The sequence below is a fragment of the Chitinophagales bacterium genome (assembly GCA_019694975.1).
GTDB lineage: Bacteria > Bacteroidota > Bacteroidia > Chitinophagales > UBA10324 > JACCZZ01.
The window spans coordinates 696,059-721,654 of the sequence record JAIBAY010000001.1 but is presented as its reverse complement, the minus strand read 5'-3'; the positions used below and the strand labels follow the sequence as shown (position 1 = coordinate 721,654).

20 protein-coding genes are annotated in these 25,596 nt (G+C 45.7%); 4 read left to right on the top strand and 16 right to left on the bottom strand.

Annotation, left to right across the window (positions count from 1 at the left end; genetic code table 11):
- Window positions 1-125: 125 nt before the first annotated feature.
- On the top strand, window positions 126-1,649 hold the full coding sequence (locus K1X61_02815) for an asparagine--tRNA ligase (protein ID MBX7107557.1): 1,524 nt from the start codon (window positions 126-128) through the stop codon (window positions 1,647-1,649).
- A 108-nt stretch (window positions 1,650-1,757) separates the two neighbouring features.
- Here the strand turns inward: K1X61_02815 and K1X61_02810 are convergent, their stop codons facing one another.
- The 10 genes from K1X61_02810 to K1X61_02765 form a co-directional block, all read right to left on the bottom strand.
- A complete protein-coding gene (locus tag K1X61_02810) occupies window positions 1,758-2,585 on the bottom strand; it encodes a universal stress protein (protein MBX7107556.1) in 828 nt (275 codons plus the stop codon).
- A gap of 325 nt (window positions 2,586-2,910) precedes the next feature.
- Window positions 2,911-3,933 (bottom strand): COX15/CtaA family protein, encoded by a 1,023-nt coding sequence (locus K1X61_02805; protein MBX7107555.1) that lies wholly within the window; start codon window positions 3,931-3,933, stop codon window positions 2,911-2,913.
- Between the two features lie 239 nt (window positions 3,934-4,172).
- Entirely contained in the window at window positions 4,173-4,871 is a 699-nt protein-coding gene (locus K1X61_02800) for a hypothetical protein (protein ID MBX7107554.1), read from the bottom strand.
- A 207-nt stretch (window positions 4,872-5,078) separates the two neighbouring features.
- Complete coding sequence (locus tag K1X61_02795; GenBank protein MBX7107553.1) at window positions 5,079-6,563, bottom strand: hypothetical protein; 1,485 nt, start codon at window positions 6,561-6,563, stop codon at window positions 5,079-5,081.
- Window positions 6,564-6,734: 171 nt separating this feature from the next.
- On the bottom strand, window positions 6,735-7,310 hold the full coding sequence (locus K1X61_02790) for a redoxin domain-containing protein (protein ID MBX7107552.1): 576 nt from the start codon (window positions 7,308-7,310) through the stop codon (window positions 6,735-6,737).
- 185 nt (window positions 7,311-7,495) lie between these two features.
- A complete protein-coding gene (locus K1X61_02785) occupies window positions 7,496-8,686 on the bottom strand; it encodes a hypothetical protein (GenBank protein ID MBX7107551.1) in 1,191 nt (396 codons plus the stop codon).
- Between the two features lie 228 nt (window positions 8,687-8,914).
- On the bottom strand, window positions 8,915-9,793 hold the full coding sequence (locus K1X61_02780; protein MBX7107550.1) for a homoserine O-succinyltransferase: 879 nt from the start codon (window positions 9,791-9,793) through the stop codon (window positions 8,915-8,917).
- 374 nt (window positions 9,794-10,167) lie between these two features.
- Complete coding sequence (locus K1X61_02775) at window positions 10,168-11,274, bottom strand: carboxylate-amine ligase (protein ID MBX7107549.1); 1,107 nt, start codon at window positions 11,272-11,274, stop codon at window positions 10,168-10,170.
- A 214-nt stretch (window positions 11,275-11,488) separates the two neighbouring features.
- Window positions 11,489-12,451, bottom strand: coding sequence for a hypothetical protein (locus tag K1X61_02770; GenBank protein ID MBX7107548.1), 963 nt, complete (start codon window positions 12,449-12,451; stop codon window positions 11,489-11,491).
- 64 nt (window positions 12,452-12,515) lie between these two features.
- Window positions 12,516-13,226 (bottom strand): esterase, encoded by a 711-nt coding sequence (locus K1X61_02765; protein MBX7107547.1) that lies wholly within the window; start codon window positions 13,224-13,226, stop codon window positions 12,516-12,518.
- A 419-nt stretch (window positions 13,227-13,645) separates the two neighbouring features.
- On the opposite strand from K1X61_02765, the gene K1X61_02760 reads away from it, so the two are divergent.
- The 3 genes from K1X61_02760 to K1X61_02750 all read left to right on the top strand — a co-directional run bounded on the left by K1X61_02760 (window position 13,646) and on the right by K1X61_02750 (window position 17,831).
- Window positions 13,646-14,596, top strand: coding sequence for a formylglycine-generating enzyme family protein (locus K1X61_02760; GenBank protein ID MBX7107546.1), 951 nt, complete (start codon window positions 13,646-13,648; stop codon window positions 14,594-14,596).
- 85 nt (window positions 14,597-14,681) lie between these two features.
- The gene (locus K1X61_02755) at window positions 14,682-15,281 is read left to right on the top strand and encodes a PorT family protein (GenBank protein ID MBX7107545.1); all 600 of its coding nucleotides are present in this window, start codon (window positions 14,682-14,684) and stop codon (window positions 15,279-15,281) included.
- A gap of 273 nt (window positions 15,282-15,554) precedes the next feature.
- Window positions 15,555-17,831, top strand: a complete 2,277-nt coding sequence (locus K1X61_02750) for a T9SS type A sorting domain-containing protein (protein MBX7107544.1) — start codon at window positions 15,555-15,557, stop codon at window positions 17,829-17,831.
- Window positions 17,832-18,129: 298 nt separating this feature from the next.
- Here the strand turns inward: K1X61_02750 and lspA are convergent, their stop codons facing one another.
- The 6 genes from lspA to K1X61_02720 form a co-directional block, all read right to left on the bottom strand.
- Window positions 18,130-18,654, bottom strand: a complete 525-nt coding sequence (gene lspA, locus K1X61_02745; protein ID MBX7107543.1) for a signal peptidase II — start codon at window positions 18,652-18,654, stop codon at window positions 18,130-18,132.
- Window positions 18,655-18,773: 119 nt separating this feature from the next.
- Window positions 18,774-19,292, bottom strand: coding sequence for a hypothetical protein (locus K1X61_02740; protein MBX7107542.1), 519 nt, complete (start codon window positions 19,290-19,292; stop codon window positions 18,774-18,776).
- A 159-nt stretch (window positions 19,293-19,451) separates the two neighbouring features.
- A complete protein-coding gene (gene uvrB, locus K1X61_02735) occupies window positions 19,452-21,488 on the bottom strand; it encodes an excinuclease ABC subunit UvrB (protein MBX7107541.1) in 2,037 nt (678 codons plus the stop codon).
- Window positions 21,489-21,736: 248 nt separating this feature from the next.
- A complete protein-coding gene (locus tag K1X61_02730) occupies window positions 21,737-23,959 on the bottom strand; it encodes a TonB-dependent receptor (GenBank protein MBX7107540.1) in 2,223 nt (740 codons plus the stop codon).
- 94 nt (window positions 23,960-24,053) lie between these two features.
- Window positions 24,054-24,602: a hypothetical protein gene (locus tag K1X61_02725; GenBank protein MBX7107539.1), complete on the bottom strand. Its 549-nt coding sequence runs from the start codon at window positions 24,600-24,602 to the stop codon at window positions 24,054-24,056.
- 74 nt (window positions 24,603-24,676) lie between these two features.
- The gene (locus K1X61_02720; GenBank protein MBX7107538.1) at window positions 24,677-25,549 is read right to left on the bottom strand and encodes a YicC family protein; all 873 of its coding nucleotides are present in this window, start codon (window positions 25,547-25,549) and stop codon (window positions 24,677-24,679) included.
- Between the last annotated feature and the right edge of the window lie 47 nt (window positions 25,550-25,596).

Here is a 25,596-nt window from a genome sequence, read left to right as displayed (position 1 = left end):
TAATACTGTGTTGAGATCGGAAAGCGAAATCACAGAAAGCGATTTTGCAAAATCTGCGTGATGGGTCCGGCAATGAAATATTAAATAATTAAACAGCAGCAAGGAAGCTGCAATTTTTTTTAACCATGAAAACAGTGTATATCAGTGACCTGCCTTTGCATGAAGGGCAGCAAGTGACATTAAGAGGGTGGGCGTCCAACAAGCGTTCGGGAAAAGGAATCTTTTTTATTGTGTTACGCGATGGAACAGGATTTTGCCAGTGCGTGGTGGATGAAAAAAATGTGTCGGAAAAAGATTTTGAACATGCAGGGAAACTCACGATGGAAAGTTCATGCGCGATAACAGGCAAAGTGGTGCAGGATGAAAGGCAGATTGGCGGATATGAGTTGCATGCCACACATGTTTCCATCATCAGTATAGCGCAGGAGTACCCGATTTCGAAAAAGGAGCATGGTGTGGATTTTCTGATGGATAATCGCCATCTGTGGCTGCGTTCACAGCGGCAATGGGCCATCATGCGCATTCGTAATGCCATGATATTTTCTATTCACCGGTTCTTTCAGCTGGAAGGATTTGTGCAGGCCGATGCACCGATCTTCACCGGTAATGCCGTGGAAGGAACAAGCACTTTGTTCGAAACTGATTTCTATGGTAAGCCTGCCTACCTCTCACAGTCAGGTCAGCTATACGGAGAGGCGATGGCGATGGCCCTGGGGAAAATCTATACGTTCGGCCCTACGTTCAGGGCGGAAAAGTCAAAGACACGCAGGCACCTGTCAGAATTCTGGATGATAGAACCTGAAATGGCTTTTTATGATCTCGACATGAATATGGATCTGATTGAGGCCATGGTCAAGTTTGTCATAAAGTCAATATTACAGGAATGTACTCCCGAGTTTAAGTTAATCGGGCGCGATACAGCCATTCTTGAAAAGCTGGTGGATAAGAAGTTTCCCCGGCTTACGTATGATGAGGCGGTGCGCATCATTAAAGGCGAACAGGATGTTAACGGCAGAAATGCCATTGTCTCTTTAGAAGTCGAACTGAAAAATGTACAGGAGCAAATGGTTGCCGTTAAAAATGAAATCGCCGAACGGGAACAGAAGCTGAGCGTGCCTGGCATGAAGAAGGGAGAGATCACCTTTAACCAGTCGAAGATCGACAACCTGAAAAGTGAGTTAAAAGAACTGGAAGAAAGCGAGCGCAACATCCCTCAGTGGATCAACTCGGCCAAAACATTTGAGTATGGAAATGATTTTGGTGGCAGTGATGAAACGGTCATCACGCGCTTGTTTGATGTACCGGTAATGGTATATAACTGGCCGCATGCCGTAAAGGCATTCTATCTCAAACGGGATAAGGATCCGCGTTGGGCCAAAGGTGTTGACGTGCTGGCGCCGGAAGGATATGGTGAAATCATCGGAGGCGGGGAACGGGAAACAGATATTGATTTACTGATGGAGAAGATAGTGGAGCATAAATTACCCATGCAGGCTTTTGAATGGTATCTTGATCTGCGCCGTTTTGGCTCTGTGCCGCATGCAGGCTTCGGGCTCGGGCTTGAAAGGCTGATTGCATGGGTTTGCAAATTGCAGCATGTCCGCGAAACGATTCCTTTCCCGCGGATGTACGGAAGGCTTGAACCTTAGGCAACTGGCATCATGCATGAAAGAGTGTACTCAATTTTATAGTGCGCCTGATATGATAAACCGGTGTTGTGAAGTTTTTTACCCTACAAATTTTTCAACTGTGGCCGGTTATTTATGACTCACAAAAATCGGCAGTGATTGATGCTTCAGCAGTTTGGAAGCGGCACTTCTTGAGAAAAACCGCGACACGGCATTACGGCCAAACGCACCCATGATGATCAGCGGATGCGGCATCGTTTCCGCTACCTGTAAAATGGCATCGTCTGCTTCTCCGGCAAAATTTTCTGTATCAACGGTACGGTAATGAGCAGATACATATTCCAGCATTAATTCCCGGTAGTCGAGTATTTCTTCTTTTGTTTTGGTAATGGATAATAAGGTAGCCGGTAATGACTGCGTGAGTGCGGGAAACAGTTGCGTGAATTGTTTCACTGCATAAACGGAGGGTGACTTGCCATCGAATGCGAGTAGTAGTCTTTCAATCGGGTGAAAGTCATCCGGAACGGCCAGCACCGGGCATTCAGCATCCAGCAATACATCCTTTAGAAAACTGGCTTCGCCCATAACATTCGAAAAAAAGGTTCGGTAGCCAATTACTATCAGGTCGGCGAATAAACTTTCACGCACCAGCTCATTCACCGGCACACCTTTGTCGAGATGCACCTGATAGCTAACCCCTCTCTCTTTACAGATGCCTTCGAATTTTGCAATGCTCGCTTCTAATTTATGGTCATCCTCATGTTCCATTTTTTCCAGCAGTGCCGGGTTGAAGGTGAAATAATCTTCACCGAACAAGGTGGCATAACCGACATAGCTGAGATCTTCAATAAAGACACCGGTGATCATGGCGCTTTCATTGGCTGAAAGATGAAATGCGTATTGCAGCGCACCTTCTGAAAATACAGTTCCGTCAAAAGCAACAAGTATCTTTTTCATACGCGAAAAATTATGGTGAACGTGAACCGGTTATTTTGAACACTTGCTTTGTCGGTCGGCACTTCTTTACCCCCCCCCACTGCACCGGCTAAAACATTGTATAAGCAACACAGTAAAGTTATGGAATTGGCTGCAAGCGCAGCTAAAATATTTGGTGATTGTTAGCAGGAGCAATGATACACAGACGGGCCTATCACGCTAAACTGTACAATATATGTTGCTGCTGAGGATGAAAAACAGGTTGACGGTCGACACCACATAGCTGAAAATGATGAGATGTAAAAGTCATTGCCGCCTTCATTTTGCATTGAAGGACATCAATGTATTAATCAGCTGTATAATCCCTTTTTCCGGAAAGCTGAAAATGAATGATAACCATTACTGTAAGCAGCAGCAAGGCCACCATTTGATGCAGCACGCCAGGCACAACCGGAATTCTGCCCAGTGAATTGACGAGTGTGAGGATACCCAGCAGCACCTGTAAAATCACCAGCGATGGCAGCCAGCGTAAAGCGCGCTTCAGCAAAGCAGTTACTTTTTGCCGGCGCGTTTGCCAGAAAAAATAAATCATCAGGATGGCGACGATGCCTCCGAGTGTGCGATGAATAAGCTGAATCATGGCGGAGTTTTCAAAGAAATTGACAAACCATGGCTCAAGGGAAAATAAACCGTCGGGAATATAGTACGTACCAATTTTAGGAAAGGTCGGATAACTGAGCGCGGCTTTGTTTCCTGCCATCAGTCCTCCGTATAGTATCTGCAGAAACAACAGTACCAGCAACATCACGGAAAATCGCTTTGTCTTCAATACAATTCCACTTTCCATTGGTGGCTGCAATAATGATAACGCTACCCAAAAGATATAGGAAAAGAGTATTAATGCCAGCATCAGGTGCGAACTGAGGTTGATGGGGTTCACCCACGGTTTATCGATGAGGCCGCTCTGCACCATAATCCATCCAAGCAATGCCTGCAAAGCCCCGAGCAAAGCGATGATCAACAGCTGCTTTCCCAGTTGCCGGGTTATCATTTTCTTTTGCAGGAAATAAATCAGCGGAATGACGAAGGCGAAGCCGATAAGGCGCGCCCATAAACGATGAATATATTCCCACCAAAAGATAGACTTGAAGCCATCGGTGGTCATGTCACTGTTCATCAGTTTGTACTGCGGCGTTTCTTTGTAAAGATCAAAGGCTTGTTGCCATTGCGCATCATTTAATGGAGGAACAGATCCCATAATCACATTCCATTGTGTAATCGAAAGCCCGGAACCGGTCAGCCGGGTAATGCCGCCCAGCATTACCTGAATCATGATCATGAAGGCGCCGAGCAAAAGCCAATGAGCCACTTTTTTATTCGCAGATGCAGTCATAACGTAGCGTAAAATGCGCGGCAAAAGTACACAGAAAGGATGGTAGCTTATGCAATGTTGCAGCTTGGCAGGTTGCAGATAAATTGTTTAAACCACTCAGTGGTGCGGAGGTGATTTGGAATTCAATGCAGTCATACAATATTAATTGCGGGTATAAAGAAAAAGCCGGTTTATGGGTGAACCGGCTTTCCATTTAACGAATTTATTAAGCTGAGTTATTTCGGTGCTTTACGTAGCAAACCGTCTTTCTTCATCTGTTCGAAAATCAGGGCAGTGTAAGTAGCGCTTTCCGTTGCAATATCAACCGGGTTATAGACCTTTGATTGCACGGAATACAATAACTGATTGGTATTGATATCAAACAAGTTTCCTTCAACAAAATAGGTTTCATCCGTCACATAATAACCGGGCGTGGTAACGGTGGTTCCCATATAATCGTAATAACCGTAAGGACTTCTGTAATAGCCATAAGCGCTGTATCCGCCATAAGCTCCGCCGTAATACGTTCCGCCATAGCCATAACCATAGCTTGGTGTATAGGTGGTGGTGCCGGGAACATAGCGTGTTTCACTTTTGCTGTTAATCATGGCTACAGTGAAAATGGCATCGCAGCCCTTTTCCCTGATGCTCTGAATCAACAGGTTGGTATCTACCTTGGAAATGTTGGGCGGGAATACATCGAGACTTTTGATGTTATTGATACCGCTTGCAGTGGCAGCACGGGAAAGATCGTTTTCAATTGTTGTTCTTGCGTCAAGGTTGCCGGAGAGTACAGCGATAAACACCTTTTTATATTCAGGATTGGTCGCCAGCACTTCTTTGTTAACCCATGAACCTGTAATTTCCTGAGAGACACCGCAGGATGAGATGGCTATTACCCATGTTAATAGCAGAATGTAGATTAGATTTTTCATGCAGCAAATGTATGAATTTCAACGGGTGTTTAATTCAGGATGAAAAAAAAGTGGATTATGTTTTTTTTATCCCGGCACGTCAATCAATCTGTTTCAAAGTGAATGCTTCTTTCTGTCAGAAAATATGGCCGGATATATTTTTATCCGCGAAAAAATGTAAGGCTGCAAGCAACACAGCTCCTCATACATGACTGCCCGCAGAAAGCATCACTTCAGATCAGTTTGCATCGCAGCCGCTCCATCCTGCGTATTCAGACTGATGTTTTCATCGCCATGCTGATAGGGCAGATAGGTGAGGATCAGTTGCAGCATTTCGTCGGTGGTGCGCATGCTCCCGTTTCTTCCTTCTACCTGTTGTGGCGGATGATGTGGGTTGTTGGGATTGTTGCGTGTATTGTCCATCACAGCCACTACTTCTATGGTTGATCCGGCAGGAATATGGAGCATCTTCTCAAATGTATAAAAGTACTGCCATCGGAAGTCCCAATGCCTGATCCTGATCAGCGGAATCGTATCACCGTTTGGCTGCAACGCATAGGCTATAAATGATTTTCCCAGCAGGTGCATATGCGGATTGATGGTGAGTAATGAGATATCGCCCAGTATCCTGGCACGTGTAACAAAGGTCATAACAGTGTCCGGCGGAATGACCAATGAAGGGATAATGTCGGAAATACCTAATGTGCCGAGTTGAATTTCCTGCACCGGCCTTTTGGGCGGAGTTGCACTGAAGAAAATATTCACAAAAGAGGTGTCGAGCACATCTTCGCCCGAAGGGCCATAGTGAATATCATTCAGGTAAATGATTCCTTTCTTCCGCACAAAGAAACCGCCGATGCCTTCCGGATACAACATGCTGATTGCGCCGGGCAGATAGTTCGTTGCGGAATGGATGTAGTGATCATTACCCGGATAACTTCCGTCATCATTTAGCAGGTTCATCTTGCTGAAAACAGATTCGCGTGTTTCATCTTTAGTGTCCAGTGCATAATCACCGGCAAAAACATCGGCTTTCCGGTCGCTGTCGTAAAAAATGATCCTGCCATTTACATGATGTACCAGGTTGCTGCCGGGTACAAACTCAATGGCGCTGATGAAAGTATCGGCAGGCAACTCAAACGGTATCTTCATCACCATAAACCGGTCTGTGTTATCTCCTTTTACCAGGTAAGGTTTTATTTTAAGACGGAGGTCGGGTTTGCCGATCATCGAGCCGGCCGGAAAATACGGCGGCCGTGGTATATTACTGGTGTCACCCAGTGGCGCGCCAGCATCCACCCATTGGTTGATGATGGAGATCTGTTGCGCTGATAATTGATTTTCACCGAGGAAATGCCAGTACGTAGCATCTGCAGGCCACGGCGGCATGATTCCGAGATTAATGATTTTGCGAATGGTTTTGCTGCGCTTGGCGACATCCTTATAGCTGATGAGCGTAAACGGTGCAGGCTGACCGGGCCGGTGACACTTGGTGCACTTTGCATAGATGATGGGTGCGACATCATTCGAAAAAGTGACAGTAGATTTTTGTGTGCAGGATGATAATGCGGCGATGAGCAGCAGGAAGCACCCTGCATAGCGCATGTGCCATCGAAAAGGTTGGTGAATGACAGGTGCTTTTTTTTTCATCTTGTCAAAAGCGGCGGCCAATATACCAGAAGCTATCTCAAAACAGGAATTCAATGTGGTCATGCCGAATTTATTTCAGTATTTGTCAATGAATGGAAATGATCCTGACCCCGATCAGTCGTGACAGGAGAACTCCGGATATTTTAAGGTGGCTTCTGCTAACCATGAAACATGCGTCGGATGAAATTAGCGGGAAAATTTTTTATCCGGGAATAGTGCCGGACAATGCAGCCGTCATTCAATATAACATCCGATAGCTTTGGTTGAATCAATGATGATGGGTTTGTTTTGCAGCATGGCATTTACGGCATCCGTCAGGTAATGTGCTGTAACCATGGGCCGCACTTTGCCAATCTCATAACCCCAGTTGTCGATCATGCCACGGTAAAGCGTTTGACCGCTGTTGCTTATCAGGAAAACTTCCGGCGTAATAGTGGCATTCAGCTTTTTCTGCAAAACAAAATCCGGATCGAGCAGTATTGTAAAGTGAAGGCGGTTTTTGGTACTGTATTCTGTGATTTCACTGCCTGCATAATTCTTGCCTGACACAACGCCTAACATCACGATATCAGCTTCCTGGAAAGTGCTGTCGAGCCGTCGAAAAGTTTTTGCATAGGAGTTGCAGAAGGGGCATTCCGGCTGAAGAAAAATGATGACAACTGCTTTCGCGGAGCGGAGCTCAGCAAAGGAAAATTTTTCATGCTGTACGGTATTGAGGTCAGTTGCAAAAAAATCAGGTTCGGATTCCTTTTTTGAACAACCGGTTTGCAGGACGATGACCAGCAGGCTGAAACATAAAATACATCTCATGGAAAATCAATTCCCCTCAAAGGTAAGTGGCCAGTTGTGAATGAGAATTTAACCGGCAATATTTATTTACAGCCGCGTATGCAAAAGGCAGGATTTTGCTTACGCAATCATGATGTGGTCAAGAACCAGATATCTGTTGATCGCTGCGATATTACAGCATCCTTTCATTGCCTTACCAAAAGTGATTACAATTCATAAAACCCAACGCTGCCACCAACCCAGTCGAGATCTTTGTTATAATCCACACCAATCATTTTTCCTTTACTCAGCCTTACGAGGTTAATGGTAAGCATTGGCTTAGGTTCATCCGGCAACCAGATATACAACAACCTGATTTCTGCTTTAACCGGGCCGGTGGGCGATGCAATCACCGGTGCATATTGGACCTTGCGTTGCAGGATATAGTTGTGCCGGTCGGCAATGGCATCGATATCTGCCCGCTGCACGTCAAAAGTTACGCCGTGCCCTGAAAATGAGAAGAGGGGTTTGAGCACATAATTTTCCAGGTCTTCCGGAATAACCGTCACCTGGTCGAGAAACTGTGTCTTCGGAACATACTTGCTGTCAATAAATGGCATGGAGAATTTACTGATGCGGAAAAACCAGTTAGGGTGAATGGTCCAGCTTACATCAACCTCTTCCGTCAGGTGAAACTGGCAGGTGAGATCTTTTCGTTTAACAAACTCATCGAAGATCACGCGGTTATAGATACGGTGAATAGGAATCTTTCTGCCATTCTGCTCATAAAACAGTTTGCGGCCTTCACGGATCACTTTACTGATGCAGACATATTCAATGCCCAGCATTTTCTTCGTTAGTTCAAAGTCAACACGCGTCTTTTGTTTCTCCGGTTCAATTTCAAGCAGCACAACATTTTCCGGGTTTTCGGACCCCACAATCCATTGCCTGATGCGCTTTACATAAGTTTCATCATTCAATCCGTTGAAAAGGTGGCTCACATTATCGGGCACCCAGAAATGCTCTCTGAATTTGCCGGCCAGCCAATGCTGATAAGCGAAGAGTGAAGGGAAGGCCTGTGCCTCTATAAGCTGTGGCGACAAATCGCCTGCTTCATTACGGCAGATGGCAAAATCGATGGCAATTGTCTGTGGCCTTGATTCTTCATTGGGAACCCGCAGCTGTGGCGGAATGGCGCGGTCGGAGATACGGTAATATTCCGGTGACGTCACGGTGCGGAGGATCTCATCGCCGCCGGCAATCAGCTGATCTTCGAAGCTGCGGGGAACAAAAATCGGCGATTCGGCAATCCTGAATTCAATGTGATAGCCGGCTTCTTCATTGAGGTTTGCAAGGAAGCGTTTATATTTTTCGGCGGTAAACTGTGCATTATATTTTTCGCGATAGTAAGGAACCATGACTGTTGCGTTTTGAGCAGCATCAAAAATAATTAAATACCAGAGAGGCGGTAATAAAGAAAGTTAAAGGGAAACGGCTCCGTTCAGCCGCGCTGATGATTGCGTGGTGAGAACAATATTTCTAATTTCAAAATAGCGGAAGGAGCAATCGCTGCACATGATTAAATGGCAGGCCGCATGGATTTTTTTTGAAAATTCCCGCAGGAAGAAAACATAAGTGTTGAGGTCTTATCCGGAGAAACGCTCAAATGCATGGTTCAATCCGGGCTCAGGCACCATGTCGGCAGCATCTATCACCTGCCTGAAAGAGTTTGCAAGGAAAGTAGGGAGAATAACTTTTTGTGTCAATACAATTTTTTGGGGATCGTCCAGGAAGTCAACCATCTGGTAATATTTTTCACTGCCATGATGTTTGATGATATGCTCCTTTTTATCGGGCCGGGCAAAGTAGCGTAACATACCTTGCGGATCTGCTTCGGGGTGAAACTGTGTGCCGATAAATTCATCGGAGAAGCGGACAGCCATCATCGCGCGTTCAAGATTGACATGTGGCCTTGGTTTTTCCAGCGCGAGTAACTGAAATCCTTCCCGTTCCATCAGCGTATGATTCGGTTGAATCACCTGGTAGTCGCGGGAGTCAACGGCAAAGAATGGTTCCGGCAGTTGTTCAAAGAGCGGCTCCTTACTGGCACGGCTGGTTTCATGAATCGGGAATACGCCGAATGAAGTGGATTTGCGTTTCGTGACTTCACCTACTTTCCAGTGCCTGCATATCAGCTGGAAAGAATGACAAATAAAAAAGACATGCTTCTTCTGATCGTTGTGCTTCAGATTGTACTCCCATAAGTTGTCAATGAGCCTGAAGTATTTCTTTTCCCAGTGTTCGCCGCTTGCCAGCGGACTGCCCGGCCCGCCGGAAGAAATATACACATCGTAGCTTTCATCCGGTAACTCTTCGGCATTACGCACATCATATACATCCCAACGGACACGGGCATCAGTTTTCTGACGTTCGAGGTAAAGCAGTGACCGAATGCCGCGCATGCCTTCATTCTTCTCGCGGTTGTAAAGGTCGAGAACGGCTACTTTGATATTCGGTTTCTCCATATTGGTGGCTAAACTTCTTACGGATGGTATTGGCAGCTTGCTGATGCCAACTGCTAAATCAAAAATCTGTTAATAAGGTTCAAATATAAAACTAACAGAGAATTAATTTTCCACAGCTATCAGATATAAATGGAAACCATATCTTCTGCCGCCAGCGTATAATAAAACTATCAGGAAAGAAATTTATGGATCTCCTGTCAGTCTTCTGGAAGTTGTTACCTGAAGACGATAATCCTTGCTGATAACGGAATCATCAGTTCAGTTTACTACTCCGGTTATATTTATGTTCATAGTTGAATCGGGAACAATGATGCAGGATGATTGAGGGAAGGTTGTCTTTCAAAATAACAATCGTAAGCAGCCGCTGTGAAGTTTCAGTCCAGGCCGATGTTTGTTTCGGCTACAATGAAGTCCACCACCTTTCGCAGGTCATTGGTTTGTTCATACACTTTGAGCTGCCTGTCGGCGCCACTGCCCATCTTCACAATTTCCTGCAGGTAATTCACTTCTTCCCTGCAGTTCAGGTCATCCACCACATCATCAACAAAGCTGATCAGTTCATCAAGCAGGCTTTGAAAGGGCACTTCCTGTTCGATGCCAAAATCAATGAGTTTACCATCAACGCCATATCGCGCAGCGCGCCATTTATTTTCATTGATCAGCGCCCGTTTATAAGTCCGGAAGGTGAGATTTTGCTGCATCAGTTTATGTTGCTTTGCCACCACCGCCTGCATAATAGCGGCCAGTGCAATAGTTTCATCCAACCGCATGGGCACATCACAAATCCTGAATTCAAGCGTGCTGAAGACAGGATGGAGGCGAAGATCCCACCAGATTTTTTTGCCGTTGTCAATGCAACCGGTTTTCACCAGCAGTGCGATGTATTCATCGAATTCAGCGGCGCTCGTAAAATTCTCAGGGATGCCGGTACGGGGAAATTTGTCAAATACCTTGGTCCGGTAGGATTTGTATCCTGTATTTCTTCCCAGCCAAAAGGGCGAATTGGTGGATAGTGCAAAAATGTGCGGCAGAAAATATCGGACAGCATTCATGATCTGCACACCAGTCTGCCGTGTGTCGATGCCGACATGCACATGCAGGCCGAAGATCAGATTAGAGCGGGCGGCATCCTGCATTTCGTTCACGATCTCTTTGTATCGCGGATGGTCAGTAATCATCGCATCCTGCCAGCGGGAAAAGGGATGTGCACCGGCGGCGCCAATCAGGCAGTCTTGCTTCTTGGCGATATCGGAAATGATGCTGCGCAGGTGCTTCACTTCTTTGCGCGCTTCTTTAACATCATGGCAAATGTTGGTGCCCACTTCCACCACGGCCTTGTGCATTTCGGCTTTCACCTGTTCATTAAGCAGGGTCATTCCGCCTTCCACTACCTGGTGCAGGTGCGAAACAAGTTCCCTTGTCTCAGGATCAATAATCATGAATTCCTCCTCAATGCCTAATGTAAACAGCTTATTGACCATGGTGCAGAAGATAGGTTATGCGATGGCTGGTAAAATAAACAACAAAAGCTGAATCGGGCAAGATGTCTGTTGCTTTTTGCTGCAAGGCAGGTGTATTCGCTGCGGTAGTGCAGCTTTGCAGCCTTATAAAATAACACGAATCACAAGATGTTCATTGCAGTTGCCGGAGGCGAAGTACTGCAGGCTATCTGTGATTCGTGTATTGCCGGAGTTATCAGAAATCTTTACCGATGCTCAGCCCCTGGGCCGCATTTTTGATGTAGGTGCCCCAGGTAAGGTTGTCAGCACCATCACGGTGTGCGAGTGCTTTTTCAATAGCCATATTCGCCGCGTTTTCCACCACCCATTCAAAATTCTCTTCCCCTACAGAATGCCGGTCGGCATCCGGAGAAGGATTGCAGAAGTCTATAGCATACGGCACGCCGTCACGTACGGCAAATTCAACGGTATTGAAATCATATCCGAGTGCATGATTCAGTTTCAGTACATAATTATGAATCGTCTGCATCAACTCATCCGATACATTGTGATTGGCAACATAACGCAGGTGATGCGGATTGCGTGGTTCATAATGCATGATCTTCACATATTTACCACCCAGGCAGTAACAACGGAAGTAAGCATCAAACTGAATCTCTTCCTGCAGCAGCATCACCAGCTGGCCTGTCTCCGCATGCTTGGCAAAAAGATCGGCGGAATCCGTGATCTTATATACGTTTTTCCAACCGCCTCCGGCATATGGTTTCATGTACGCCGGAAAACCAATGTATCCCAGCATGCCTTCCCAGTCCAGTGGTGTTACAAGATTTGAAAAGGAATCGCCGGTAGTATCCGTTGGATGTTCATGTGATGGAATGATCACTGTTTTCGGAACAGGAACACCGATCTTGATGGCAAGGCAGTTGTTGAAGAACTTATCATCGGCACTCCACCAGAAAGGGTTGTTCAATACGGCTGTTCCGCATAAAGCAGCATTCTTAAGAAAGGTGCGGTAGAAAGGCACATCCTGCGAGATACGGTCAATAATGACATCGTAGCCGGATGCATAGGCCTGCGCTACTTTATCAATCCGGACGGCTTCCGCGGTAATGCCTTCCACATTTTTTGAATTGACACGGTCAATGAATGCTGTTGGGAACGTACGTTCCATGCCGAAAAGAATTCCGATTTTTTTCATGAGAAGATTTGAATTGAGTAAAGAAATAAAAGTGCTATTGCTGCAGAGTGCGCTGTTTACCGCCTTAGAATTTCATCTGGGAAAGGTAATGGGGAAACATTTCACGCCAGATGGGCCAGTCATGTACTGCACCCATCCTGATATCCAGCCAGTGTGATACACCTTTCCTGTTAAGAATATCTGAAAGCTGCTTATTGGCTTCAAGGCAGATGTCATGTTCGCCGGCACCCAGCACAATGCCCATTTCATGAAGTGCAGGATTTTCCAGTCCTGGCAGGTAGTCTGTCGGATTGTTATAATACACATTATCGTCGTAATGTCCGTCCATCTGCGGCTTAATATCAAATGCCGCACTCATGCTGAACAGATAGCCCACTTTCTCCGGGTAACGGAATGCGACATTGGTGGCATGGTATCCTCCGAAGCTGCAGCCTGCGACAGCTACTTTCGGGCGGCCGGTTTCATTTTGTGCCCTGGTTATGATTTCTTCATTGATGAAGCGGTCATAGGTAATGTGGTTGAGTGCACGGATAGCGGGGCTTACATTTTTGTTGTACCAGCTTTCTTCATCAATACTGTCGACGCAGTAAATTTTGACGTAGCCGTTATTTACATACCATTCAACACTTTCAATCAGTTTGAAATCACGGTTTTGATAGTACCTACCCATGGAAGTGGGGAAAGTAATGATAGGGTAACCGCTTTCACCATATACCAGCATCTCGGTTTCACGGTTTAAAATCGGAGAGTGCCATTTGATATGTTGTTCGTTCACAGTGCAGTAATTTAAAGTGGAATGAATAAATGAATCATTAGAATGTAAAAACGAGGCGCAAAGGTAGAAAATGATTGTTGAAGAAGGAAGGGTGGGAAGGATAAACTGTCCTGCAGAACGGCAGAAGGATTGATTGGATGTGAATTTTTCCGTTGCGAATGTGTGATTGCTAATTGCATGATTTACCGGCAGGGCTGTCCTTTTCCTTTAATCCTCGTACATTTGGCCTTTCCTGAAAAAAAATGAATTCCGGTATAAATCCATTCCGCTCCGCGGTCGTATTACCCTTTTTTCTTTCCTGCCTGGTTGTGGGAACCTTAAACGCAGACAATCTGGAAGCTATGTCCGCTGTTGCCGCAGAACCTGCAATAACTGACGCGGATGACGGCAGGTTATTACCGGCAGGCGGACCTCCGGGAATGGTATGGATTGAGGGCGGGAATTTTACGATGGGAATAGATTCCGACGCGGAAGCAAGACCGGATGAATCACCGACACATCAGGTACATGTGGATGGATTCTGGATGGATATAACGGAAGTCACGAATGCGCAATTTGCTGCATTTGTGAAGGCTACCGGTTATGTTACCACTGCGGAAATAAAACCCGACTGGGAAGAGATAAAAAAGCAGCTGCCCCCGGGAACACCGAAGCCACCGGATTCAATCTTTGTGCCGGGCTCATTGGTATTCGATCCGCCTGATTATCCTGTTGCATTGGATAATATTGGTCAATGGTGGTCATGGGTGCATGGTGCCAACTGGAAACAGCCGCTTGGGCCGGGTAGTACCATTGCCGGTAAGGATGACTACCCTGTCGTACAGGTTTCCTGGGATGATGCGGTTGCCTACTGTAAATGGGCCGGGAAGAGGCTGCCAACGGAAGCTGAATGGGAATATGCGGCAAGGGGCGGCTTAAACGGCAATAAATATCCGTGGGGTAATGATAAGGAATACGCCAGGCATGCTAATACCTGGAACGGACATTTTCCTGATAAGAATACCAGGGAAGATGGCTATGAATTGCAGGCGCCAGTGAAGTCTTTTCCGCCAAACGGTTACGGACTGTATGATATGGCTGGCAATGTTTGGGAATGGTGCAGCGATTGGTACCGATTCGACTATTATAAGGACTGTGCAGCCCAAAAGATGGTTGTTAATCCGGCTGGTCCTGCCGATAGTTTTGATCCTGAAGAACCTACCATACCAAAACGTGTTAACCGTGGCGGATCTTTTTTATGTAATGACAGCTATTGCTCCAGTTACCGGATTACCGCACGTATGAAAACCAGCCAGGATACAGGACTGGAACATTGCGGATTCAGGTGTGTCATGACAAGTCAGCAATGGGATTCTATTAAGAAGAAATAAAACTGTGCCCGCGACTGTAAAACAATGATGGCATGATTTTAGGAAAGCAAAGTCATTTCTTTTAATTGAAAATCCGGGTTTGCTGATGAAGCTTCAGGTCATAGTTTTCTTCTTTATCACTGCACTGATTACTGGTAAAACTGCCTTGTGCCAAAGCAATGCACGCAATAACAGCCTTGGCGTTTATATAGGCCCGAATTTCAGCAATATTAATATGAGTTCGCCGCAACTGAATGCTGATACCCGTTCCGGTTACCAGGCTGGTATCTTTTACCGGTCAGGCAAGCTGGTTTACGGACAATTTGGATTGCAATATCAATTGATGAAATGCAATTTTCAGATGGTGGATTCAACACCGGAAGTTTCAGGTGATGTCACATTTAAGCGGATACAGTTACCGCTTTATGGCGGGCTTAACCTCGTGCCCGCTGTTGGCAGCATACTGAATATCAGGGCTTTTGCAGGTCCTGTATTGTCTTATGATTTTAATATCCCGCCCAACAGTCTTTCAATGACACCGGAAGATTTTTCACGCTTCCGTGTTGAAGGAACTTTTGGTGCCGGTCTCGACGTGCTTATCTTTTCGCTTGATGCCGGTTATACAATGGGTTTCGGCAACCTGTTTGCCGGCGATTTTGACGGCAAGGGCAACTATGCTTTTTTAAACGTTGGCCTCAAATTCTGATATCATCTAACATATCTGCCCCCACCATTTTGATTTGCATAAGTGGCTGCCGGAAAGTACCTTCGCGCAGTTTTTTACCCTTTCAGGGCAGATCAGCCAGTTGAGTTTTCACTGATTTTCCGGACAGCCTTTTTCCCGTGCAGTCTGACAGTAATCCGGATCCCCAGGTTAAAAATTTTAGCGTTGTTTGGTGGAGTGGCGAATCACTTCGTACACAGTTCAACATAACAATTATTAACTTCAGTCCTTCATACTTTAAATTCTCTGTCTTCCATGAAATTTTTACAGTCTTTCGGCTTCCGCCGGCGCAGTGTCTTGAGTACCTTTCTCATCCTGTTAAATTTGACCGCATTTAATTCTTATGGTCAGTCTGCTTCCTTCTGGCAGGACGTTAATGCCGGAGTTGCGTTTATGTATGGCTCAAGGTATTCCACTCCGGCAGCTTACCGTACACTACAGCTGGATATCAATGCGATGCGGAACCATTTGCTGTCTGCGCCTATGGAATTTTCTGCCTCAGCGCGTTCTAAGAGCCTGGTGATGAGCCTGCCGATGCCGGATGGTTCAATCGATGATTTTGAGATTTTTGAATCGCCGGTAATGGCACCTGCCCTGGCTGCAAAATATCCTGAAATAAAAACGTATGCCGGAACAGGTATTTCAGATCCGCGTGCCCACATCCGTATTGATGTAACTGATTTCGGGTTTCATGCCATGATATTATCTCCCCGTGGTGATGTGTTTATTGATCCCGTCAGCAATGAAAGCACTGATTACTATATCGCCTATAACAAAAGAGATCTTCCGCGGCAATATGCTTTTGACTGTGAAGTGAAAAGTGAATCACATGAAGATTCCGGTATTGAAAAAAAGCACAATTCGCTTCAATATCGCAGTTCGGGCGATCAGCTGAGAATTTACAGGCTGGCACTGGCCTGCACTGCGCAGTATGCTGCCACTAAAGGAGGCACGGTCAGCGGCGCCTTGTCAGGGATGACAACCTCGGTGAACAGGGTAACCGGTATTTATGAATCTGAACTCGGTATCCGCCTAGAATTGATAGAAAACAATGATACATTGATTTACCTCGTTGACGCAACAGACCCATATACCAATAATGATGGCTATGTAATGCTGGATCAGAATCAATCAACGATTAACTCAATTATAGGCAGTGCCAACTATGATATTGGCCATGTATTCAGTACCGGCGGTGGTGGTATCGCCGGGCTTGGTGTCGTTTGTATCAATAGCCAAAAGGCGAATGGAGTCACCGGTTTGCCGAATCCGACGGGCGATGCATTTGATGTGGATTATGTTGCGCATGAAATGGGCCATCAGTTTGGTGGCAACCATACTTTCAACTCAACTTCAGGAGCCTGTGGCGGTGGTAACAGGGCACCCGGTACAGCTTTTGAACCGGGCAGCGGTTCATCTATAATGGCTTATGCCGGCATCTGTTCACCCAACGACCTGCAGTCACACAGCGATCCGTTTTTTCATACAGGCAGCTACGATGAGATCAGTGATTATGCGTTTGAAGCGGAAGGTTCAGGTTGTCCGGTATTGGTGGAAACAGGCAATACGCCACCCTCTGCTGACGGAGGCAGCAACTATTCCATCCCATATAAAACATATTTCAAATTAACCGGTACCGGAGCAGATGCCGATGGCGATTCACTCTCCTACATGTGGGAGGAAATTGACAAAGGACCGGCTACAAATATGAATGCACCGACAGGCAATGCACCCGCATTCCGCAGCTTTAAAGCAGACACTGTACCCTATCGTTATTTTCCGAAACTGTCAAGCATTGTTACAGGAGCAGTTTCCAATGGTGAAACTTTGCCTGGCTATGCCCGCTCCATGAAATTCAGATTTATCGTACGCGACAACCGGCCCGATGGCGGCGGATATACTTATGATGATACACCCGTTACTCTCTCTGTAATCAACACCGGTGCACCGTTTAAAGTAACCTATCCAACCACCACCGATACCTGGGGCATTGGCACTACGCATACAGTTACTTGGGATGTTTCTTCCACGGATGCCGCACCGATAAATTGCAGCTCGGTGAATATCCTTTTGTCAATTGACGGTGGATATACTTACCCGGTTGCCCTGTTATCCAATACAGCAAATGATGGCAGTGAAGCCATCACCCTACCTAATGATCAGGACTTGTTTACCACCAAGGCTCGTATCATGGTGCAATCAGCTGGAAATGTTTTTTTCGATATCTCCGATCAGAATTTTGTGATTGATGCAAGCACCGGCATAGCACAGGCTGTTGCATCCCAACCGGGTTTTACAGTGTACCCGAATCCTTCGAATGGCATATTGCATGTCACGTTGCAAGTAGCTGAAGCGGGAACGTTACTTCGCCTGAAAAATGTGGTTGGCACCACAGTAATGGAACAACAGGTTGAAAATGCTGCAGGACAACAGGAAGTGTCGCTGGATTTATCAAAGCAACCTGACGGAGTTTATTTTGTGGAATTGGTGAATGATAAGGGAAGTGTGATGAGGAAGGTGGTCAAACAATAAGTAAAGTGCAGGCAGTACACAAAGAGTAATTTTCCGGAAGGCGGTCGCTATGACCGCCTTTCTCTTTTTGACGATCCATAGATCGAGTTTTTGAATGAGTGGCTGGCCGCGCACTTTTGTCAGTTTAGGTTGTGCCTGTAAATCAAATGGAAAGTAAATGATATTGTGCAAGGAATCTTCCTTTATGGATTACGCTTTATCTCTTGCTGAGAACACAAGGCTGGTTCAAGATAAAAACCAGAAACATTGAACAATTGCACTATCACAGACTTTTCAGCAGTGCATAAGAACATTCCGGCTATGATTTATCAGCATGCCGGTAGGAAAACTTCTTTACTTCCTGCATAAGCAACGGTATCACCATCAGGCAAGCGCCAAGCATGATGGATATATCAGCAAGATTGAAGACGCCTGTTCTGAATATACCGGTATGGAAAAACAGAAAATCTGTAACAGAACCATACAAGATGCGGTCGGCTATATTTCCTATTCCTCCGCCGATTACAAAACAAAGCCCAACAGAAAATATTACGGAAACTTGCCGGTAAAAGAGCAGGTACAGCAATGATGCCGTCAATGCAAGCACCGGAAGAACGGATAATATTAACCATTTCAGCGGCCCGGAAAGTGAAGTGCCGAGACTCAGAAAAGCACCTGAATTTTCTACGTTCATGAGCACGAGATGATTATTCAGAAAATAGATTGGTTCCGCAGGGTTGATATTATTACGAACCACATTTTTTGAAAGCTGATCGCAGCCGATGTTTACCACTACAATCAGCAACATCACTATTGATCTTAATAATTTCGGATTGTGCTTCATGATTTCGCGGATTCCCGCGCCGGAGTTAATTTGATTTTTCCTGCACACCTGTTTTCAGCCAACATCGTTCCATGTATCTGTTGCAGCGTATCAGCGTGCTGCCGCAAATAATTCAATCTTTAGTATTTCAGGCTTTTCGCAACCAAGTCATACAGTTCACGGTACTTATGAAATGATTGTGCACTGGATACCATGGTGAGGATGAGAACAGATTTACCGCTGTTGGCGAAATAAACGTAGTTATAAACTGTTTCGTTGGTACGCTGATTTTTATGTGTTTCAATAAGCCATTTATAGTGACGCTTGTTGATGTCTTTCTCTCCCTGCTCCACAATTTTAAATTCAGGCGCTCTTTGAATCGCACTCAAAAACTGCTGATAAGCAGTATTCAGGTCGGCAGGTTTGTTATACAGCACATTCACTGAGAAATTTTCTCTCACCAAATCTGTACTGTCTTTCGCTTTCCTGGCGGCCATGAAACTGGTTGACTTGTCTTTGGGAATACCATAACGCCAGTTTTGCGGTACACCAATCGTGAAATGATTGACAGTATCTTCATACACCAGTAATTGTTCCTGCGCGAAGGAGGTCATCGGCAGCAGCATGACTATCAGGAAAAAGAGATGTTGTAATTTCATGTTCATTGATATTTTAATACCGTGATGTTTTTTACAAGGCTGCAATTTCCGCAATATTTTAAAGAGTGAAAAAGAAGATTTCGGTACAGATGCGTAAGCAGCATTATACAGCAAATCACTTGCCTTTCTGAATGATCCTATTGATTGTATGCATCTCCTTCATGCTTTTACGTCAAACTTTTCACTGAGCAGTTTTTCCAGGGCAAACATTTCATCGCGGAGCCTTGCTGCCTCCAGGAAATCAAGTTCTTTAGCCGATTTCTGCATTTTTTTCTTCGTGTGCTGAATAACTTTCTCCAATTGTGCCTGCGTCATATATTCCAGCAACGGATCAGCAACCAGCGACACCTCTTCCGGTTCAACATAAGCGCCTTCTACCACAGGCCGTATCATCAATACCGATGATTGCTGATGAATCTGTTCCTTCGTGCGTAAAATGGTTTTCGGTGTGATATGATTGGCTTCATTATACTTCAGCTGTTTCTCACGGCGCCGGTTGGTTTCATCAATGGTTTTCTGCATCGATTCTGTAACCTGGTCGGCATACATGATTACCAGCCCGTTCACATTCCGTGCGGCGCGGCCTGCAATCTGTGTCAGTGAACGTGCATTGCGAAGAAAGCCTTCTTTATCGGCATCCATAATGGCCACCAATGAAACTTCCGGCAGGTCGAGGCCTTCCCGTAAAAGATTAACACCAATCAGCACATCAAACACACCTAACCGCAAGTCACGCAGAATTTCCACACGCTCCAGCGTCTCTACCTCAGAATGAATGTAACGGCAGCGGATATTCAGCCTGGTCATATATTTTGATAGCTCTTCGGCCATGCGTTTAGTAAGGGTAGTAACCAGTATCCTGTCACCCTGCTTCACCCGTTCATCAATCATTTCCAGCAGATCATCCACCTGGTTGATACTTGGCCGTACCTCTATCACCGGATCCAGCAATCCGGTTGGCCGCACTACCTGTTCCACTACAGCGCCTTCCGACTGTTCCAGTTCATAATCGCCTGGAGTGGCACTAACATATATCACCTGTCCAACCATGTTTTCAAATTCTTCAAAGTTGAGTGGCCGGTTATCCATCGCCGAAGGCAAACGGAATCCAAACTCTACCAGGTTTTGTTTCCGCGAACGGTCACCGCCAAACATGCCATGTACCTGTGGTATGGTAGCATGGCTCTCATCAATCACCATCAGAAAATCCTTGGGAAAATAATCGAGCAGGCAAAAAGGCCTTTCGCCCGGTTTACGATGATCCAGATAACGTGAGTAGTTCTCAATGCCTGAACAATAACCCAGTTCTTTCATCATCTCCAGGTCAAAGGTCACCCGTTCTCTCAGCCTGGTAGCTTCCACCACTTTTCCCGCTTCTTTGAAATATTCCACCTGCAGATTCATGTCATCCTGAATCTCATTCATGATCTGTGTGAACTGTTCTTTGGGCGTGATATACATATTAGCCGGGAAAATTGCAGCATCTTCCATGTTGCCAATCTTCCGGCTTGTTTCGGGATCGAGCGTCTCAATTTCTTCAATGACATCCCCAAAGAAAGTGATCCGGTAAGCATAATCAGCATACGGCAGGAAGACATCAACGGTGTCACCTGTCACGCGGAATTTTCCGCCTTTCATCTCACCGTCTGAACGGGAATAGAGGCTGTCGACCAGCTGATACAACAGACTGTTACGGCTGCGGGTTTCACCAACCTTCAGGCGTATGATGCCGTTGGTGTACTCCGTGGGGTTACCAATACCATAAATACAGGATACCGATGCTACAACGATAATGTCTTTTCTGCCGCTCATGAGGGAAGACGTGGCACGTAACCTTAGTTTCTCGACCTCTGCATTGATAGAAAGATCTTTTTCGATATATGTGTTGGAAACAGGCAGATACGCTTCGGGCTGATAGTAGTCGTAGTAGGAAACAAAATATTCGACTGCGTTTTCAGGAAAGAAATTTCTGAACTCGCCATAAAGCTGTGCAACCAGTGTTTTGTTATGACTCAGCACCAATGTTGGCCGCTGCAATTCCTGTATAAGATTGGCAATGGTAAAAGTTTTTCCGGAGCCGGTAACACCCAGTAAGACCTGTGCACTATCACCACGGCGCACGCCTTCAGCCAGTTGCCTGATGGCTTCGGGCTGATCTCCGGTGGGTTTGTATTGCGAGGATAATTTGAAAGGCATGATGCAATATAGCAACCGCTATTTCATAATTTTTTTGAAGGCTCAAATTTAGCGCTTCTTCCGTTCTGCCACATTCCCGGTAAGGATAAAAAATAAATTGACATGGCATCACCGGAATGGCTGACCTGTAACGGTCATTTATTACGGTGATGCCATGGCAAACATTTTTCTGCTGCAACGGCAAGTATTATGAAGTACGCTACTTACAGATAATTACGTTACAGTTTATGATGAGGTTGTCTGCAGCATCAGAAACTTCCCCGCAATGCAATAATAAAATTCCTTCCAGGTGCACTGATGCCGGAAGCAAACACCCTGTAGTTAGCGTCCAGCAGGTTTTCACAGGCAGCCTGAATCATCAGGTTTTTGGTGAGCTGATATTGTAACCTGAGGTTGAGCGTCCACCAGGCAGGCATTCCTTCAGGAGTGGCATATTGCTCATTGTCTTCCCCGCCGCTATTGTAATCTTCAATATGCTTCCATCCATTGTAGTTGGCAAACAACTCACCCCTGAATCCTTTCTGATGATAAATAACACTTGTTTTGCCGATCACGGGTGGAATATGGTCGAGCGGATCATTGCCTTCATCTTCAATAATCTCACCTTTTGTATAAGTGATCGTACTTACCAGTGAGAGGAAGTCCGTAAAGTCGATGAAGAGATTCGCATTCGCTCCATATAAAAATGCTTTCCGCTTATTCTGGTTAGCGAGCACTTCACTGAGTTCGCCATCATAGATAATGGAGTCCTGCCCGTTGTAAGTGAATTTGTCAGTGACAATGGCATTGCGGAACATGGTCGCAAATCCAACTACTTCCACTTTCACCTTATCGCTGAATATTTTGGAGACATTCAAATCGAGATTGTATGTTTTTTCCGGTTCAAGGTCAGGGTTGGGAACTATCACGCTGCCGGGTGCACTCTCAAATACTTTGGCAAGATCGTCGACATCGGGCGCACGAAACCCGGATGAACCAATCATTGCCAGTCGCCATCCTGTATCGCCGTTCCAGATAATACCAAGCGAACCGCTGAGCGGGAGATGTGACTGTTTGATTTCGTTGAATGGAAAGTCAAAAAATTCTTTGCTGACAAACGTAGAATGTAACATGATGGATTCGAGGCGCAGCCCGCCATTTAAGACCCAATGATCATCAATCTTCCAGGTATCAGTAGCATAAAGCCCGATAGTGTTCATCGTATTATCACCATCCGGGTAACGGGTATCAAGCGATGAAATTTCCCCGGTCTCAATATCTTCCTCTTCCGCTGTAGAGGTGAGTGAGTTCAGGTAACCTTCCAAACCAACACGCAGGTCATTGCGCTCGGTGGTTTTCCTGGCATCAATTCCAAAACCAAATACGCCCACTTTTTCGGTGCGGTTTTGCAGTCCTGTGCGATCCACCCTTCGCTGATGACGGCTTTCGGTGATGTACTGATAGTTCAGGCGTCCGGTATAAGCATTGAAAAAGCCACCCATGTCATCAAGATGCAGCTCATAAGATGCCAGTGTCCGCAGCTGCGGGCCGTAGTACCATTCAGCATTTCTCAGCCCTTCACCATCCGGATCTGTCAGCCTGTCGTAACGCGGGATATCAGATGAATTGGATAGTTGAAGGTTCAGCACATGACGCACATGATCTGATTGTTTGAACAACAATTTTTCCAGGATATCATATTGAGAATATCCGGAAAAAACCTGCTTATAGATGTTGTCATTTTTTACCAGCGAGTCTTTGTCATTGATCCGATCAATGTAATAAGGTCTTAACCAGGTGCTGTCTGCTGTCTTATTTAAGTTTTTTCCCTGTATCAGATCATCGAAGTCTGTATAGGTGACGGATGTTATGGAAGCCAGTTTGGCACCACCGATATTCAGATCAATGTGACCGGTTTTTTCCGTGTTGGCAGATGCAAACCTCAGGAAAGCATTTCCATGCACATTCAGTTTGCTGCTCTCATCACTGAGTACTGGGTCTTTGGTGTGCAGGTGAATGACGCCACCCAATGCATCACTCCCGTAAACGGTCGAAGCGGGTCCAAATAATATTTCGGTATTCTCCAGCATAGACGGATCCATCGTGATGATGTTTTGAAGGTGGCCTGAACGGTAAATGAGATTGTTCAGACGCACATTATCTATTTCCAGCAATACACGGCTTGCTTCAAATCCGCGGAGTACCGGACTTCCTCCGCCCTGTTGCGACTTTTGCACCATTATCTGTCCGGTATTGGCAAGCATTTCCGATGCAGTAGCAGGATTTGATTGCTGAATCTGTTTTGTATTGATGACTTCAACCTGTTGCGCCACATTTCTTTTTTCTTCCGGCACCTTATTCGCCGATACAACTGTTTCATCCAGCGTAATAACCCTGTCTGTAAGAGTTGTATCCGGATCCGAAGTCTGTGCCACAACAGGGATTGTGAAAAGAAAAAGCAGGCAGTATGATAAAATGAAAAACTGTTTCATTGATTAGGAGTTTAGTGGAGAATGGATAAGCCTGTCCATGAACAGGCATTGGCAAATGCAATGCGCTGGCCGCACAGTATTCCTGTGCCCAACATTAAAGATGGAATAGTCTGCTAAGGCTGTGTTCCGGCGGCGGACAATAGAGCACGGTACACGGAATCTGATAGATGGGAATTTGACTGGCGAAAAGGAGGCTGCCAGGTACGGTTACGGGAGCATGCTCCGCAGCAGGCATTACAAAAAAAGTTTGCAGCAGTTTGAGTAAGTTGACAGTATTATTCGCTGCTGTGGGTTTGGGAGCTGATGAATAATCCGCGTCGAGGCAGCTGATGGCATTGCGAAGGAGGGAGGATTCTTTTGCATCCTGCACACAGGTAACTACTACATCATCTCCGGCTGTACGGACGCTTACGATATCAAAGCGTTCACCTTCATAAACAAATTCATGCTCATCCATTTTCATTTGCTCGAATTGATGAGCAGGAAACGTCAGCTCTGCGTAATAATCAGCGAGCTCTCCGGTTCGGATCATTTCCTTCATCTCCTCTTTAAGATGCAACTCGCTGAATGTAAAAAGCAGGTAGTATCCGGCTGCATAAAACAGCACCATCAGGAAGGATAATATGCATGAAAGGAGTTTCAAAAAAATACCGGTTCGTCAAATTTAGAAGTTAAATACAAGAATCAGGTATTAAATGATGGTATGGCAATGCCCCATCAAAGCACATTCAGCAATTGTTCCTTGATCTTTTCCAGTTCATCTTTCATCTGCACCACCAGTTTTTGAATGGTAGCATGATTTGCTTTTGAACCGAGTGTATTGATTTCCCTTCCCATCTCCTGCGAAATGAAATTCAGTTTTCGGCCGTTGGATTCATTTTCCGTCATCACTTTCAAAAAATAATCGCAATGACTCCTGAGCCGTACTTTTTCTTCAGAAAAATCAATGCGTTCAAGGTAATAGATCAATTCCTGCTCAAAGCGGTTGCGGTCATATTCTTCAGCGGCCACCATTTCCGACAACTGATTGCGCAGTTTTGTCTGGATGAGGCCTACGCGTTCTCTCTCGTGTGTTTCCACCTGGCTGAGCAGTGAAAGAATGGCCGCAATATTTTCTCTGAAAATTTTTTCCAGCCCTGCGCCATCTTTGCGCCTGAATTCCTGCAGGTCTTTAACTGCTTCCCGCACGGTTTGCAGCATCGGCGCGACTGCTTCCTCAGTGTTTATGTTTTTTTCCGGGCCCATCACATTGGGCATCTGCAGCACGAGTTCGAGCAGATTTTTTTTACCGGCATGCAGTTCTTTCGAAAGCGATAGCAACTCCGTGTAATACCGCCCCGCCAGCGCACGGTCGATGGTAGTATTGTTTTCATCGGCGGCAGCTTCGATCGAAATGGAAAGATCAATTTTGCCCCGTTGCAGCTGCTCCGCAATAAGGCTGCGTATTTCCATCTCCTTGTCTTTAATGGAAAAGGGCAGCCGCAGGTTAAGATCCAGGAACTTGCCGTTAAGCGATCGGATCTCGGCTTTTATCGTTTTGCCGTTTTGTAACAATGCTGCTTTCCCGTAACCGGTCATTGATTGAATCATGCGTGCCTGAATTATTCAATGGAAAATAATTTATGTTGAAAGGTGTT